General features: G+C 58.2%; 13 protein-coding genes. 5 read left to right on the forward strand and 8 right to left on the reverse strand.

Translation table 11 applies throughout. The features are described 5' to 3' along the window. Positions 1 to 129 precede the first annotated feature (129 nt). A complete protein-coding gene (gene dauA / locus AAFH99_RS04090; RefSeq protein ID WP_406828732.1) occupies positions 130 to 1,896 on the forward strand; it encodes a C4-dicarboxylic acid transporter DauA in 1,767 nt (588 codons plus the stop codon). Next, positions 1,865 to 2,095 (forward strand): hypothetical protein, encoded by a 231-nt coding sequence (locus AAFH99_RS04095; RefSeq protein WP_043320103.1) that lies wholly within the window; start codon positions 1,865 to 1,867, stop codon positions 2,093 to 2,095. The genes dauA and AAFH99_RS04095 overlap by 32 nt, the downstream gene beginning before the upstream one ends. A 43-nt stretch (positions 2,096 to 2,138) precedes the next feature. Here the strand turns inward: AAFH99_RS04095 and AAFH99_RS04100 are convergent, their stop codons facing one another. Then, positions 2,139 to 3,284, reverse strand: a complete 1,146-nt coding sequence (locus tag AAFH99_RS04100) for a beta-ketoacyl-ACP synthase III (protein ID WP_406828734.1) — start codon at positions 3,282 to 3,284, stop codon at positions 2,139 to 2,141. A gap of 206 nt (positions 3,285 to 3,490) precedes the next feature. After that, positions 3,491 to 4,213, reverse strand: coding sequence for a double zinc ribbon domain-containing protein (locus AAFH99_RS04105; protein ID WP_406828735.1), 723 nt, complete (start codon positions 4,211 to 4,213; stop codon positions 3,491 to 3,493). 249 nt (positions 4,214 to 4,462) lie between these two features. On the opposite strand from AAFH99_RS04105, the gene bioB reads away from it, so the two are divergent. Genes bioB through bioC form a run of 3 tightly spaced genes read left to right on the forward strand, consistent with a single transcriptional unit; the run spans position 4,463 to position 8,285 of the window. After that, positions 4,463 to 5,530: a biotin synthase BioB gene (bioB, locus tag AAFH99_RS04110; RefSeq protein ID WP_406829163.1), complete on the forward strand. Its 1,068-nt coding sequence runs from the start codon at positions 4,463 to 4,465 to the stop codon at positions 5,528 to 5,530. 14 nt (positions 5,531 to 5,544) lie between these two features. Then, positions 5,545 to 6,747 (forward strand): 8-amino-7-oxononanoate synthase, encoded by a 1,203-nt coding sequence (bioF, locus tag AAFH99_RS04115; RefSeq protein ID WP_406828736.1) that lies wholly within the window; start codon positions 5,545 to 5,547, stop codon positions 6,745 to 6,747. Continuing rightward, positions 6,744 to 8,285 carry a malonyl-ACP O-methyltransferase BioC gene (gene bioC / locus AAFH99_RS04120; protein ID WP_406828737.1) on the forward strand — a complete coding sequence of 514 codons (1,542 nt, stop codon included), beginning with the start codon at positions 6,744 to 6,746 and terminating at the stop codon, positions 8,283 to 8,285. The genes bioF and bioC overlap by 4 nt, the downstream gene beginning before the upstream one ends. Before the next feature lie 6 nt (positions 8,286 to 8,291). Here bioC and AAFH99_RS04125 read toward each other — a convergent pair whose 3' ends face one another. The 6 genes from AAFH99_RS04125 to speA all read right to left on the reverse strand — a co-directional run bounded on the left by AAFH99_RS04125 (position 8,292) and on the right by speA (position 16,020). Beyond that, the gene (locus AAFH99_RS04125) at positions 8,292 to 9,125 is read right to left on the reverse strand and encodes a cyclase family protein (RefSeq protein WP_051687298.1); all 834 of its coding nucleotides are present in this window, start codon (positions 9,123 to 9,125) and stop codon (positions 8,292 to 8,294) included. Between the two features lie 27 nt (positions 9,126 to 9,152). Continuing rightward, positions 9,153 to 9,806: a DUF6515 family protein gene (locus AAFH99_RS04130; RefSeq protein ID WP_406828738.1), complete on the reverse strand. Its 654-nt coding sequence runs from the start codon at positions 9,804 to 9,806 to the stop codon at positions 9,153 to 9,155. Between the two features lie 146 nt (positions 9,807 to 9,952). Next, a complete protein-coding gene (gene speB / locus AAFH99_RS04135; RefSeq protein WP_043320108.1) occupies positions 9,953 to 10,825 on the reverse strand; it encodes an agmatinase in 873 nt (290 codons plus the stop codon). A gap of 385 nt (positions 10,826 to 11,210) precedes the next feature. Further along, positions 11,211 to 12,404: a carboxynorspermidine decarboxylase gene (gene nspC / locus AAFH99_RS04140; protein WP_406828739.1), complete on the reverse strand. Its 1,194-nt coding sequence runs from the start codon at positions 12,402 to 12,404 to the stop codon at positions 11,211 to 11,213. 111 nt (positions 12,405 to 12,515) lie between these two features. Next, positions 12,516 to 13,709 (reverse strand): saccharopine dehydrogenase family protein, encoded by a 1,194-nt coding sequence (locus AAFH99_RS04145; RefSeq protein WP_043320110.1) that lies wholly within the window; start codon positions 13,707 to 13,709, stop codon positions 12,516 to 12,518. Positions 13,710 to 14,097: 388 nt separating this feature from the next. Further along, positions 14,098 to 16,020, reverse strand: coding sequence for a biosynthetic arginine decarboxylase (gene speA, locus AAFH99_RS04150; RefSeq protein WP_043320111.1), 1,923 nt, complete (start codon positions 16,018 to 16,020; stop codon positions 14,098 to 14,100). Between the last annotated feature and the right edge of the window lie 31 nt (positions 16,021 to 16,051).

A 16,051-nucleotide genomic window follows, 5' to 3' on the forward strand; every position in this document is an offset into this window, starting at 1 on the left:
GAATCGTGCTCGGCAGCGCTGGCGGTAGTCTGAGTACATTATATGTTAATCAAATTAACATTGAAGATGTATTAAATGAGAGGATAATTATTATCCAATATTCGCTCAAATTTTCTGTGGAGTGTTTCCATGGCGCATCGAAGACATCTCTTTTCTTTGCAGTTCGGGTATGCGCTGCGTGAAACTTTGCGCGAATCTCCCTACGGGCGCCGACAGCTCGCTCGCGACATCGGTGCCGGTATTACCGTGGGCATCATTGCTATCCCCCTGGCCATGGCCTTGGCAATCGCCTGTGGTGTAGCGCCACAGTACGGGCTGTACAGTGCATTCGTTGCCGGCTTTTTGATTCCACTGGCAGGTGGTTCACGTTTCAGTGTGTCGGGACCTACTGCTGCATTTGTGGTCATTCTCGTGCCGGTGGTTCAACAGTACGGGCTCGCCGGCTTACTGGTGGCCAGCGTGATGGCTGGTGTCATGCAGATACTTATGGCCGGGATGCGGCTGGGGCGCTACATCCAGTACATTCCCGAATCCGTCACCCTGGGCTTTACCGCAGGGATTGCTGTGGTGATTGCGGTTCTGCAGGTAGAGGATCTTCTTGGCTTGACGATCGCAGATATGCCTCACGAGTTTGCCGCTAAGGTGCAAACCCTCGCCCTGGCAGCCCCTGGTCTGTCGTTACCAAGCGTGTGGGTCAGCGCGGCTACTCTGGTGGTAATGGTGATCTGGCCGCGCCTGGGTATCGCAGTACCCGCACACCTGCCGGCAGTAATGGTCGGCACATTGCTGGCGGTTGCCCTCAGCAGTTGGGGAATGCCTGTAGAGACGGTGAGCTCCACCTTTGATTTCACACTGCCCGACGGCACAGTGGGGGTGGGAATTCCACCACTATTGCCGGATTTTCAATTTCCTTGGCAGCGTGTCCAGGCGGGGGAGGCACTGCTTACGTTTAGTTGGGCGCTGGTGCAGGATCTGCTTTCCGCAGCCTTTGCCATTGCCATGCTGGGAGCGATCGAGTCCCTACTCTGTGCTGTGGTACTTGATGGAATGACCGGCAAAAAACACAGTGCTAACAGTGAGCTGATGGGGCAGGGTATCGGCAATGTGGTGACACCTTTTTTCGGTGGTATTACCGCAACTGCAGCGATTGCACGCTCTGCGGCCAACGTTCGGGCCGGTGCACAGTCGCCTGTCGCAGCGATGACGCATGCACTGGTGGTACTGGTGGCTTTGGTTTCACTGTCTCAGGTGTTGGGCTACCTGCCGATGGCATCTATGGCGGCTCTCCTGATCGTGGTTGCCTGGAATATGAGTGAAACGCCCAAAGCGTTGCACTTGCTGCGCAGCGCCCCAATAAGTGACGTGCTGGTTTTTTCTGTCTGTTTTGCTCTCACGGTATTTGTCGACATGGTGGTCGCTATATCCGCAGGTGTAGTGCTCGCCTCTCTGCTTTTTATGAAAAATATCGCAGAAATGACCCGTGTGAAGGAGCTTGATGAGAACCACAAGCTGGTGGGTCAGAAGCTGCCTCTCGGATGGAAACTGTTCAAAATAAACGGGCCCCTATTTTTTGCCGCAGCCGATCAGGTGTTCTCTGATCTCGCCATCCGCAGCAAAGGGCTCAAAGGGGTTGTGATTTATCTGGATTCGGTCCCAATTCTGGATGCCGGAGGGCTGCTGGCGCTGGAGCGATTTCTGGCAAGCTGCGCGACACAGGGAACCCGTGTTTTTCTCGCGGATTTCCAGTTCCAGCCTTTGAAAACACTGGCGAAGGCAGGCTTTGCACCGGAAATCTATCCGTGCACTTTGTTCCCGACTTTGTCAGCAGCGCTGGAGAAACTGAATGAAGCAACAGGGGTGGTAGATGAAGTTGGGTCAGGCACAAGAAGAGTTTAAAGCCGGTCGGTTAGACGAGGTTCAGATTCGCAAGAACCCCAGCGATATTCGGCAGTGGTTTGTCATGGTGCGGACAACTGATGGAGCGTCCCTGATTCTTGCTGACGAACAGGACGCGCCGATTGTGGACAGAGACTTGACGCGCCTAGTCGGGATCCTAAAGGATATTGGCTGCAAAGAAGCGCGAATCTATCCCTGATGAGCGGATATTGCACCGGGGCCCATGACCCCAGTGCAATTTTTTAAAGGGCCACTTTTTCCAGCGCCAGGCTGCCAATGGAGTAGCCAGCCCCAAACGAGCAGATCACCCCGGTGCTGCCCACCGGCAAATCATCGCTATTCAGGTTGAAGGCGATCACCGAGCCCGCACAACCGGTGTTGGCGTATTCATCCAGCACAATCGGCGCACGCTCGGGCGAGGCGTCGTCACCCATCAGCTTTTTCGCAATCAACATGTTCATATTGATATTCGCCTGGTGCAGCCACCAGCGGCTGATTACGTTGGGCTCGTAGCCCAGTTCCTGCACCTGATTTTCCAAGTGCGCCGCCGCCATGGGGCAGACTTCCTTGAATACCTTGCGGCCGTTCTGGCGGAACAGTTTACCCTCGCCAAATGCATCTACATCCGCGGCGCGGGAGGTATAGCTGAAGTTGGAGCGGATATTATTCGAGAACACGGTCTTTGCCTTGGTGCCGAGAATTTCCCAGGCGGTTTCCGCGTTACAGGAATCCTTGCGTTCCACCACCGTGGCTACCGCCACATCCCCAAAAATAAAATGGCTGTCGCGATCGGTGTAATCCACCTGGGGCGAGGCCAGCTCCGGGTTGATCACCAGCACCGCTTTGGCGGAACCGGAGCTGATCGCGTCCACTGCGCGCTGCAACGCAAAGGTCGCCGAGGAGCAGGCCACTTCCATATCAAATGCAAAACCGTCGATGCCCAGCTCGGCCTGAATCTCAATGGCAATGGCCGGGTAGGCGCGCTGCAGGTAGGAGGCCCCCACAATCACCGCATCGATGTCTTCCGGTTTCTTGTTGGCTTTCTCCAGCGCCAGCTTCGCCGCTTTCAGGCCCATTTCAGCCTGCAGGCACAGTTCTTCGTCCGCGCGCTCTGGCAGATAGGGGCGCATACGCTGTGGATCGAGAATGCCCTCTTTGCTGATCACATAGCGGCTCTTGATACCGGAAGCCTTCTCGATAAATTCCGCCGAGGAGTAGGGCTTCGCCTGCAGCTCGCCAGACTCGATGGCATCGGCGTTCTCGCGGTTATATTTTTCCGCATAGGTATTGAGTGCCTGCACCAGCTCTTCATTGCTGATGGATTCCGGCGGTGTCCACAGACCGGTACCACTGATCACGATGCCGCGGGGCATTTCGAATGTACTCATGTTTTGATCCCATCATCCTGTGCGTCATACCCGCGAAGCCCTCTACAGTGCCGGGCCGGATCGGGCGAGCTCTATTTATAACGTTAGCAGCCGGTGGATTTTTGCGCAGCCGCTGAAAAGGGCGACTATTGTGGCGCCTAGGGTCACATCGGTCTAGAAACGGGCACGGGAGTACCGGTTGGTCAGGGTGGGGATCTGGCTGAGTATTATGGGGTTCTGGCCAGCGCAAAGCTGGTGACTTGCGCCGCACCTGCGTCAAGCAGCGACCGGGCTGCCGCTTCCTGCGTCGCGCCCGTAGTAATCACGTCATCCACCAGCCCGATATGCAGCCTCTGTACTCTGGGATGGGCTTTAAAACTGCGGGTTAGATTCTTGAGTCGCTGGGTGCGTTTCAATTTCTGTTGGCTGCCGGTGGCGGTGATCTTGCGCAGGGCGCGGGCGTCTACCGGAATGCGCCAGTGCTTGCCGAGGATATCCGCGATCAGCTGGGCCTGGTTGTAGCCGCGCTCGAACAGTTGCTTGCGCCAGTGCATGGGGACTGGCACCAGCACGTCCGGGCGTTGCTCTCCCATTGGCTGGTGTTTCAGGTGCTCGGCGCTTAGTTCTGCAAGGGTGCGGCCGGCGGCGAGGTCGCGGCGGTATTTGAAGCGCTGTATCAACTGTGACACCGGGTAGGCGTAGGTCCAGGTGGCGTGGCTGCTGGTCTGGGGTGGGGGTTGTTGCAGACAACCGGCGCATTGCCGGTCGGTGGCGTCTGCTAATGGGATGGCGCAGCGCTGGCAGGCGTGACCGAGGCTGGGCAGGTCCTGCTGGCAGGGCTCGCAAATGCCGAAATGTATCTTGTCACTGCTGCCACACAGCAGGCAGCGCGCCAGATGCCCATCTACCGATCGGCTGATAAGTTGGTCAAAAAGTCGTAGAAGAGCCACTGCAATCCTCCCTGATCGCAATTCCCAAGCCCGCACTCTGGATTGAACCCGCCACGGCACCTGTAAACCAGAAGTGGTTCTGTTGGTTGACAGCGAAGGGGCCCCCGCTAAACTGACAGCCTTTATCCATAATGCCAAGAACAATCTGGCGCAGGCCCCGCCTTGCGCCGGTCGACGGCAAGCGCCCCAGGCTTTGACTGCTGGGTCTTGCCGCCCGAGGAGAGTAATCCTGTGACTGCCAACCCGCAAATGTCTTCCGATTCATCCACTTACGGCCAGGTACGCAACGACTGGACTCGCCAGCAGGTGCTGGACCTGTTCGCGCTGCCGTTCAACGATCTGCTGTTTACCGCGCAGATGGTGCACCGTCAGCACTTCGACGCCAACCGGGTTCAGGTGAGCACCCTCTGCTCCATCAAGACCGGCGCCTGTCCGGAAGACTGCAGCTACTGCCCCCAGAGTGCCCGCTACGATACCGGCCTTGAGCGCGAGAAGCTGATGAAGGTCGAGGCGGTGGTGGAAGAGGCCCGTGCGGCCAAGGCCAGTGGTGCCACCCGCTTCTGTATGGGGGCGGCCTGGCGCTCGCCGAAGAAAAAAGACATGCCCTACGTCACCAAGATGGTGAAGGAAGTGAAGTCCCTGGGGCTCGAGACCTGTATGACCCTGGGTATGCTCTCCGACGATCAGGCCAAGGATCTGGCGGAAGCGGGCCTCGATTATTACAACCACAACCTGGATACCTCCCCGGAATACTACGGCGATATCATCACCACCCGCACCTATGAAGACCGCCTGAACACCCTTTCCAATGTGCGTGCGGCGGGCATGAAGGTCTGCGCCGGCGGCATTATCGGTCTGGGTGAGGAAGAGAAAGATCGCGCGGGGCTACTGATGCAGCTGGCCAATCTGCCCGAGCAACCGGAATCCGTGCCCATCAATATGCTGGTAAAAGTGGCTGGCACCCCGCTGGAAAACAACGACGACCTCGATCCGTTCGAATTTATCCGCTGCATCGCCGTGGCCCGCATCATGATGCCGAAGTCCCATGTGCGCTTGTCCGCCGGCCGCGAATCTATGAACGACGAGATGCAGTCCCTGGCTTTCCTCGCCGGTGCCAATTCCATCTTCTACGGGGAAAAGCTCCTCACCACCGGAAACCCGGAAGCCAATAAGGACATGCAGCTGTTCAACCGCCTCGGCATCAAGCCGGAGGAATACCACCAGCACGAAGACGAGGCTGCCGTGGAAGCGGAGCTGCAATCCCAGATTGCCGATCAGCAAAACGATTCGTTCTTCTACGACGCCGCCAAAGCGTAAGTGACTCGGTTGTTGTGTCCAGCCTGCAGAATTTTCTGAACACGCGCCTGGCCGAGCGCCGGGCGCAGCAGTTGTATCGCCAGCACAAAATTCTCAACGCCGCGCCGGGTCCGGTGGCGGTGGTCGATGGCCGCGAGCTGATCGCCTTCAGCAGCAACGACTACCTCGGTTTGGCCTCGCATCCTGAGGTGATCGAGGCGCAGCAGCGCGGAGCGCTACTGGGCGCGGGCGCAACCGCCTCCCATCTGGTCAACGGCCACTTCGATAGTCACCAGCAGCTGCAAAACAAGATCGCCGAAGTCACCGGTCGCGAGGCCGCGCTGCTGTTTGGCAGCGGCTATATGGCCAACGTCGGTGCGATCAACGCATTGGTGGGCCGCGGTGATTTTGTGGTGCAGGACAAACTCAATCACGCTTCCCTGATCGACGGTGGGCGTATCTCCGGCGCCCAGTATCTGCGCTTCGCGCACAATGATCTGGAAGGGCTGGAAATTCAGCTCAAGCGTGCCCGTGAAAAAAGTGACGGAAAAATTCTGCTGGCGGTAGACGGCGTCTACAGCATGGACGGTGATACCGCGCCGCTCGCTGAAATGGCTTCTTTATGTCAGCGCTTTGATGCCTGGCTGATGGTGGACGAGGCCCACGGCTTTGGCGTGATGGGCAGCGAAGAATTTTCCTGCGCCGGTAGCGTTGCTGCGGCGGGGTTGGATCAGGACACCGCACCCATCGTGATGGGTACGCTGGGCAAGGCCGCCGGCAACGCCGGTGCCTTTATTGCAGGCTCCCAAGCACTGATCGATTACCTTACCCAGTTTGCCCGCACCTATATCTACACCACCGGCATGCCACCGGCGGTGGCGGCGGGTTGTCTGCGCGCGCTGGAATTGATGCAGCAAGAGCCGTTGCGGGAAACTCTGCAGCAGCGCATTGCTTATTTCCGCGAGCGCGCCGCCGCGCTTGCGCTGCCCCTGGAAAACTCCACCAGTGCGATTCAGCCGATGGTGCTGGGCTGCGAAAAAACCGTGCTGGCCATTGCCGAACAATTACAGCAAGCGGGTTTCCTGGTCGGTGCCATTCGCCCGCCCACCGTGCCCGCCGGCACCGCGCGCCTGCGTATCACCCTTTCGGCGGCGCACTCGCAAGCGCAGATCGACGGTTTACTGTATGCACTGGTCGAGGCACTGGCACTAATCAAAGATCGCGAGGTGGTGGTATGAACCTGGCGTTGATTCACGGTTGGGGCGGCGACGCGCGCTGCTGGCAGCCGCTGCTCGAAAAGCTGGAAGGGCTGTTTGTGCAGACCGTCAATATCGAGCTGCCGGGCTTCGGTGCATGGGCACAGGAGTCCTGGCCGAATACCGACGAACTGCTTGCTCGACTGGAAGCGCAGTTACCCGAGGATTGTGTACTGATCGGCTGGTCCCTGGGCGGAATGCTGGCCACACAACTGGCGGTCCGCAGCAATAAGGTACGCGGACTGGTGACCATCGCCAGCAACGGCAGCTTTGTTGCACGGGACGATTGGCCGGGAATGGATGAACGTGTCTTTGCAGAGTTCTGCCGCGCCCAGCGCAAAGCGCCGGAAAAAAACCTGGTGCGCTTTTGCGGTCTCGAGGCCCGTGGCGACTCGGAAATGCGCAGCCTGCTGAAAACCTTGAAAGGCTGGCAGCCCGCAATCATTCCAGCTGCCTGGTGCGACGCATTGGCCTGCCTCGGCGAGCTCGATAATCGGGCTTTGTTGGCGACGCTGGAGCTCCCCGCGCTGCATATATTCGGCGAGAGAGATGCGCTGGTACCGGTGGCCGCGACCCAGGCGATCGCAGCGGTGGGTGCGCAGGTCAAGGTCATTCCCCAGGCGGGCCACTGCCCGCACCTTGCGCGCGCGCAGGAAATTGCCGGCCTGATCAGAAGCTTTTCCCGGTCACTGAATACCAGCCTTGCGCCACTGGAAAAATCCTCGGTGGCACGCGCCTTTGGCCGCGCCGCCGCCAGCTACGATGCGGCGGCCCATCTGCAGCGCGCTGTTTGCCGGGAGCTTTTGAGCCGCGCCGGAGAGAGCTGGTCGCCGAAACGGATTCTCGATCTCGGCAGCGGTACCGGCTACGGAAGTGAACTGCTGCGCAAGCGCTTCCCGGATACGGAGATCATCGCTCTGGATATTGCGCCACAGATGCTTGGGTATGCCCGCCAACACCGCCCGGTGGCGGACGGCTATGTGGCGGCAGACGCGGAGCAGTTACCGCTGGCGGGCGGAACAATCGATCTGGTGTTTTCCAGTTTCGCCCTGCAATGGTGCTACGATTTGCCGAAACTGTTTGCGGAAATCCGTCGCGTGTTAAGTCCCGAGGGCAACACACTGATTTCCACCCTGGTGCCGGGCACCTTGCGAGAACTGGAAACGAGCTGGGCGGCGGTGGACGAGGCGGTGCATGTAAACCGCTTCCTGCCGGTGGAAGCCTGGCGCAGTGCCTGTGAAAAAAGTCAGTTGGACAGTAGCATCGCCACCGAGCAGAGGGTATTGCACTTCGACCGGCTTAAAACCCTGATGCAGGAACTGAAAAGTATTGGCGCCCACAATGTCAACCGCGCAGCGGGCAAGGGACTGTTGAGCCGGAAAAAGTTGCGCACGCTGACCGAAGCCTATGAACGGCAGCGTACCCCCGCCGGCCTGCCGGCAACCTATCAGGTGTTGTACCTGCAGTTGGCCCATAGTGACGCTGATGCGGCTGCATTGGGAGTAGCCGCATCCGTTTAACGGCCGCTACTGGGGAATAAACGCCACCACTCGAGTCGGTCCACCACTGCCACCGCGAATTTTCATCGGCAGTGCAATCAGCGTGAAGCCCTTGTCCGGTAATGACTGGAGATTCGCCACATTCTCCAGAGCGGGAATGTTCCGTTTGAATAATTCCCGGTGAGTTTTGAAAAGCCTAGATCCACCGTAATCGATGCTCGGGGTGTCCAGCCCCACCGCCTTCACCCCGCGCTTCTCGGCGAGAAAAATCGCCGCTTCCGGCGATAGTCCCGGGAAGTTCAACTTTGCCACTGCCGCGTCACCGCGCTCGGCAGTGCCCATATATTTTTCCGCATCCGGCCAGTACTGTGCATTGCCGGTATCGAACAGCACGATGGAATCTTTTGCGATAGTGCCGTGCTGATTTTCCCAGCGTTCAATATCCGCGACGGAAATCAGGTAGTTGCGGTCAGCCTTATCTTTTTTACCAACTTGATCTGCTACGCGGATCACGATCCCGGGGCCAATCAACTGCTCAAGGGGTATTTTGTCCACGCTGATATGGTCGCGGGCAAAGTGCACCGGTGCGTCCACGTGAGTGCCGCCGTGTTCAGCGGTCGCTAGGTTGTAGGCGGAGTAGTAGTAACCCTTGTCTGTCTCCCCGGCGAACACCGTGCTCTTGGCAAACTTATCAGCCGTCGGCCAATAGAGCGTGTCGTCGGCGAAATCGTGGGACAGGTCAATCCAGCGGCCCTGGGGAAAAGCGTCGGCCAATGGTGGGGAAGAAAAAGCTGTGGTGATCCACGTGGTTGCCAGCAAGCTGATTGCCAGGAGTCGGGACTTCCGTGTCCGCAGGTGCATAACAGTTCCTTGTTAATTTATTCGCGATTAAACCTGCACCACCACGTACACCTCGCGGCCATCGCGCTGGGTGGGCATAAAATAGTGGCCGCCGTAGCGGTAGTACTGGATGCCATTGATCACTTCCGCGGTATAGCCCGTGGGCAGGGTCTCCACCACCTGGCCAGGGCTGTAGGCGGCCCCGTGAGCTACCGGCCCCGATGTGGTTGTTGTGGTGGTAGTGACGGTGGTGGTGACTGCAGCCGGTGCAGGAACCACCACGTATCGGTTCACCGGCGGTTGCCACTGATAATAGGCGCCCCCGTACTGATAATAGGTGAAGCCACCCACCTGAACCCGAACCGCACTTGTGGGCAACGTCAGCACTGCAGCTCCCAGAGGTGCTGCCACGGTCACGTAGCCCCTGGGGCCTGGGCGATAGAAGGCGCCGCCACCGTAGAAATAGGGGCGACCGCCCACGTTCAGGTTCACGTATCCACCGGGCAATACGGGAACTGTCACACCGATGCCAATACGTGGGCCCCGGTAGCGTGGGCCCCAATATCCGCGATGATGATGGCCCGGGCCGTGATAATGGCCGCGATGACCGCCGTGTGCGGAAGCTGGTGGTGCGGCAAAGGCCATCGACAGCAGGGCTGCGACGCCCACGCCGAGCGCCAAGATTTTTGCCGTTTTGTTCATTGAATCCCCCGCGGAGCGAGCACTTACTATTGAACAAATAATAAACGTATACGGCGATGCACGCTACGGTTGGCGCTCATTTGAACGTTAAGAATTGTCATCTCAGCGCACCGCGCAGGGTGACCCGTGGGCCACCCTGGCCGGGGTCAGCGGCGATTGCGCTGCACAATACCCATCAGTTTGTACAGCAGTTGGGCCGCACCGAATTCGTAGGCGTGGAAGCCATCGATGGGGGCGAACTCCAGCAGATCAAAACCGATGATTTCCCGCTGCTTGGCGACGGATTCGAACAGGTTCAGGGTCTGGTACCAGCCGAGACCGCCGGGTACCGGGGTGCCGGTGGACGGGAAGACCGATGGGTCCATACCGTCGATATCCAGGGTGAAGAACACCTTGCTGGGGAAATCGTCCGGCAGTTCGATGGACTGGATCTGGGTGGGCACCAGCTGGTGGGCGTCCAGGTAGCGCACGTTGTACTGCTTGCGCGCTTCCATCTCTTCTTCGCAGTAAGCGCGAATGCCCAGCTGATACAGCGGGATGCCCGCTTCACACACCAGGCGCATGACACTGGCATGGCTGTGCTTGTGGCCCTCGTAGCGGTCGCGCAGGTCGGCGTGGGCGTCGATCTGCACTACACCGAAGTCGCTGATACCGGCGTCCAGGTAACCTTTGATGATGCCCCAGGTGACGGAGTGTTCACCGCCGATGCCCACAGGCATTTTGCCCTGCTTGAGGATGTCGGTGGTGGCGCTGGCGATGTTTTCCATCACCTGCTCTGCGGCGCCACTCACATCCACTGGTTCACGGGTGTAGATGCCCAGTTCGCAGGGTGAGGAAAAGTTATCGAAGGTCTCCAGCTGATGGGACGCTTCAATAATTGCCGCTGGCCCCTTGCCCGTACCTCCGCCGTAGGAGACGGTTTCCTCGTACGGAATCGGCAGGATATGGAACAGGGCGTCTTCGGGCTTCGGCTGCTCGATTTCGGAACCGAGGAAAATGCTGGGGTCTTCTTGGTGCATGGGATCTGGCCTGGTGGTTCTAGGTTTCGTGGTTCTTTAGAACCTTTGGTGGCGGCCAAGCACCGGGTATCTGTTTTCAAAACCGCTGTGAATACGTCCCTGTACGCTGCGTCGGCGCCGTCCATGGCGCCGACGCTTTTGAAAACAGATCCCCGGCACTTGGCCTTCAATTTGTAGTTTGGTACTTCGTAATTGCCGCTTGATTGGCTTACGAAGTACATAGTCGGAATTTAAGGGGAAGTGCCGGGTACAGGTTTTCGGGAGCGTCGCAAACAGGATGTTTGCGCCGCAGCGCCCAGGGATGGGTTCACAGCGGTCCCGAAAACCTGTACCCGGTGCTTCTCCGCCACCGCAGTAATTTCAAAGCACCTGCGGTGGCTTGGTGTTAGGAGAGGCGATTTTTAAAGTCCTCGTAACCGAACTCTTTGATCATCCGCAATTCATCGGTATCCGAGTTCCACAAAGCGATGGAAGGCAACGGAATACCGTTGAAGGTGTTGGTTTTGACCATGGTGTAGTAGGCCATTTCCTCAAACACAATCCGGTCGCCGATCTTCAGCGGCTCGGCAAAGCTGTATTCGCCGATTCGGTCACCCGCCAGGCAACTCTGACCACCCAACTGATAAGCGTGGGGGAGTTCTTCTGGCAGCGATGCGCCAGTGATTTCCGGGCGGTAAGGCATCTCGATCACATCCGGCATATGGCAGGTGGCGGAGACGTCGAGGATCGCCTGGTTCTTGCCGTTCCAAGTCAGGTCGATCACCTCGCCCACCAGCACACCGCAAAACAGCGCGACCGCTTCACCGGGCTCCAGATAAACCTGCACATCGTGCTTCGCGGAAAAAGCCTTCACCGCACTGATCAGCTCTTCCACCTGATAATCGCAGCGGGTGATATGGTGGCCACCGCCGAAATTGATCCACTGCATCTGTGGAATCAGATCGCCAAACTTTTCTTCCACTGCCTTGATGGTGCGCTCCAATGGTTTGAAGTCCTGTTCGCACAAAGTGTGAAAGTGCAGGCCGCTGATACCGGTCAGATCCTCGCCTTCAAACAGGGAGCGCACAATGCCCAAGCGTGAGCAGGGCGCGCAGGGATCGTAGATCGGGGTGTGACCTTCCGAGTGTTCCGGGTTGATACGCAAACCGAACTGCAACTCCGGGCGCTTCTTTTGCGCGTCCAGGCACAGAGATTTGTAGCGCTTCCACTGGGAGAACGAATTGAAGATCACATGGTGTGCGAATTCGAGGATCTCTTTCAGTTCCTGCTCTTTGTAGCCGGCACTGAAAACATGTACCTCCTTGCCCTTATCCTTGCCGCCGTATTCTTCGAAGCCCAGTCGCGCTTCGTTGATGCCGCTGGCGCAGGTGCCGGAAAGATACTCCGCGACAATGGGCCCGATGCTGAACATGGAAAACGCTTTCAGCGCGGCAAGTACCTTGGCGCCGCTGCGCTTTTGCACGTCGGCGAGGACTTCGAGGTTGTCGCGCAGGGCGATTTCGTCCACTACGAAGCACGGGGTGGAAACGCGGTTCGGGTCGAATTCGCCGAAGTAGTCTTTGCGGGGAGTGAGGTCCATAGATGGGAGGTGTGGTTCCTGAAAGTTTATCGAGTGGAATACTGGACCCCGGCCTTCGCCGGGGTGACGGTGATCGTCATACCGGCGAAGGCCGGGGTCCAGATGGAAAGGTTAAACGAACGGTTTGTCCAGCCAGGTTTCCTGCCAGGGCAGGCCGTATTTGTTCAGGTCGTTCATAAAGGGATCCGGGTCCAGCTGCTCCATATTCCACACGCCGGGCTTCATCCACTTGCCTTCCATCATCATCTTGGCGCCGATCATCGCCGGTACGCCGGTGGTGTAGGAAATGGCCTGGGACTGCACTTCTTTATAGGCTTCCTGGTGATCGCAGATGTTGTAGACGTAGTAGATCTTCTCTTCGCCGTCTTTCACACCCTTGATGATGTTGCCGATACAGGTCTTGCCCTTGGTCAGCGGACCGAGGCTCGCGGGGTCCGGCAGCAGTGCCTTCAGGAACTGAATCGGCACAATTTCCTGGCCCTGGAATTCGATCGGCTCGATGCTGGTCATGCCCACGTTCTGCAGCACTTCCAGGTGCTTCAGGTAGCTGGCACCGAAGGTCATCCAGAAACGCGCGCGCTCGATTTCCGGGAAGTGCTTGGACAGGGATTCCAGCTCCTCGTGGTACAGGAGATACAGGTCTTTTTCACCGATACCTTCCGGGAACTCGAATACCCGCTTTTCTTCCATGGGCTTGGTGGTTACCCATTTGCCGTCTTCCCAGTAGCGACCATTCGCGGTGATTTCGCGGATGTTGATTTCCGGGTTGAAGTTGGTGGCAAACGGCAGGCCGTGGTCACCGGCATTACAGTCCAGGATGTCCAGGGTCTTGATACGGTCGAAGTGGTGCTTCTTGGCATAAGCGGTAAACACACTGGTCACACCAGGGTCAAAACCACTGCCCAGCAGCGCCATCAGGCCGGCTTTCTCGAACTTGTCCTGATAGGCCCACTGCCAGCTGTACTCGAACTTGGCCTCTTCCGGCGGCTCGTAGTTGGCGGTGTCCAGGTAGTGCACGCCGGTTTCCAGGCACGCATCCATAATGTGCAGGTCCTGATACGGCAGGGCCACGTTGATGACCATGTCCGGTTTGACCTTTTCGATCAGCGCGACCATTTCCTTGACGTTGTCCGCATCCACTTCCGCAGTATTGATTTTACGCGGCAGCATATCGGCGATCTTGTCGCACTTGGACTTGGTGCGGCTGGCGAGGGTGATGTTTTCAAACACTTCCTCTACCTGGGCACACTTGTGTGCAACCACCTGGCCGACACCGCCGGCGCCGACAATCAGAACGTTGGCCATTTTTTTCTCCCTGTTTCGGGTGGCTATGGGTTTTGGGGTACCCTCGAAGTCGTTGTGTGGCAATCCTGCTGGCGATATGCCTTTGCTGGACACGCCGTGAACCCATCCATGGGGCTCTGCAAAATCATCCTGTTTTGAAGGTCCAGCAAAGGCATATCGCCAGCAGGATCTTCGCATCAAAAATTTGTACTTCGATATTGCTACGGAGTACAGAAATGTAAAGTTAAGGCAGAGTGCCGGGCATTGGTTTTCGGAAGCGTCGCAAACAGGACGTTTGCGACGCAGCGCCCAGGGATGGGTTCACCGCGGTTCCGAAAACCAATGCCCGGTGCTCTGCCGCCACCGGGCTGGCGAAAATACGTACCACCAGGTCCGCCGGTGCCAGTTACTATTTTTCGAAGTAGGTATACCCACTCATGCTTGCCGTGTAAGTGTGCAGAATATCCTTGCGCTGCTGCGCGGTAATGCGTTTCTCTTTTACCGCGCGCTCCGCCAGCTTGCGGAAGCGCTCGAACAGGTCTTGCGGCGAGTACTCCACGTAGCTCAGTACATCGGCAATGCTGTCCCCGTGAATTTCACGGCTGTAATCCACGCTGCCGTCTTCTTCAATACGCACACTCACCACATTGGTATCACCGAACAGGTTGTGCAGGTCGCCCAGGGTTTCCTGATAGGCGCCCACCAGGAAGGTGCCGAGAATGTACTCTTCACCTTCCTTCAGTGCGTGCAGTGGCAGTGTCTTGCGCACATCCTGGCGATCGATAAAGCGGTCGATCTTGCCGTCGCAATCACAGGTGATGTCCGCGATGATCGCCGAACGGGTCGGCGCTTCATCCAGGCGGTGCACCGGCACCAGCGGGAACAACTGGTCGATGGCCCAGATGTCCGGCAGGGACTGGAACACACTCACGTTCGCGTAATAAATGTCGGACAGCACCTCAGGCAGTGCCTGCAGATCCACCGGCACCTGCTCCACTTCGTCCAGCAGCTTGCGGATCTTCTGCGCACACTGCAGGAACAGGTTCTCCGCCAGCGCGCGGTCCCGCAGGCTTACCTGGCCGTGCAGGTAGAGTGCGCGGATCTCGTCGCGGTAGTAGAGGCCGTCGTTGTAACTCTCCTGGAGATTCCTAGGCGTTACGCTTTGCAGCGCGTGCTGCAGATTTTTCAGCATCGGGTGCGCGTCGTCGCCGATCTGGTCTTCCTCCAGTTCGATAGGCTCGAAGCTGGTGGTGTCCAGAATATTGAACAGCAATACCGACGAATAGGCTACCGTGGCACGGCCGGACTCGGTAATGATTACCGGGTGTTCCACGCCCTCACTGTCTAGGGTGCCCATGATGGCTTCCACCACGTCCACACAGTACTCGTCCAGGGAGTAGTTCTTGGAGTGGGTATAGTTGGTTTTGGAGCCGTCATAGTCCACCGCCAGGCCGCCCCCCAGGTCCAGGTAACCCATGGCTGCGCCCTCTTCCACCAGATCCGCGTAGTAGCGGCAGGCTTCCAGCACGCCGGTACGGATGTCGCGGATATTCGGCACCTGTGAACCCAGGTGGTAGTGCAGCAGCTTCAGGCAGTGCAGCATATTGTGATCGCGCAGCTTGTCGACCATCGCGATCAGATCGTTACTGCCGAGGCCAAAGATACTGCGGTCGCCGCTGGTGGCATTCCAGTAGCCGCCCACCTTGCTCGCCAGTTTTACCCGCACGCCGATATTGGGCTCGACCTTCTCGCGCTCGGCACAGTGGATGATGGTATCCACTTCCGAGGGGGTTTCCACCACGAAGAATACCTGCACGCCGAGTCGCTGGGCCTGCAGGCCCAGGTTGATGAACTCTTCATCCTTGTAGCCGTTGCACACGATCAGCGCGTCGGTGTTGTCGAGGATCGACAGCGCCGCGATCAGCTCCGCCTTGCTGCCCGCTTCCAGCCCGTGGCCGAACTGACGACCGGCCTTGGCGATCTCTTCGATCACCTGGCACTGCTGATTCACCTTGATCGGAAATACGCCGCGGAACACATTCTTGTAGCCGCTGCTCTCGATGGCGCTGCGGAAAGAGTTGTTGATGCGCGCGATCTGCGCGTCCAGCAGGTTCTCAAAGCGTACCAGCAGGGGCATGCCAAGGCCGCGCTCGGTGGCGCCACGGGCGATATCCAGCAGGGAAACGGCATGCAAATCACCGGCTTCGTTTTTCACTTCCACGGTGATTTCGCCGGACTGGTTCAAATTGAAGTACCCGGCACCCCAGTTGCGGATGCCGTAGAGATCTGCGGAGTCGTCGCAGGTCCAGTTTTCGATTTGTTGCTGTTTCATGGCGCCTTTTAAGTTAGGGGGAACCTCTGGG

The organism is Microbulbifer sp. ARAS458-1 (assembly GCF_045348205.1).
GTDB lineage: Bacteria > Pseudomonadota > Gammaproteobacteria > Pseudomonadales > Cellvibrionaceae > Microbulbifer.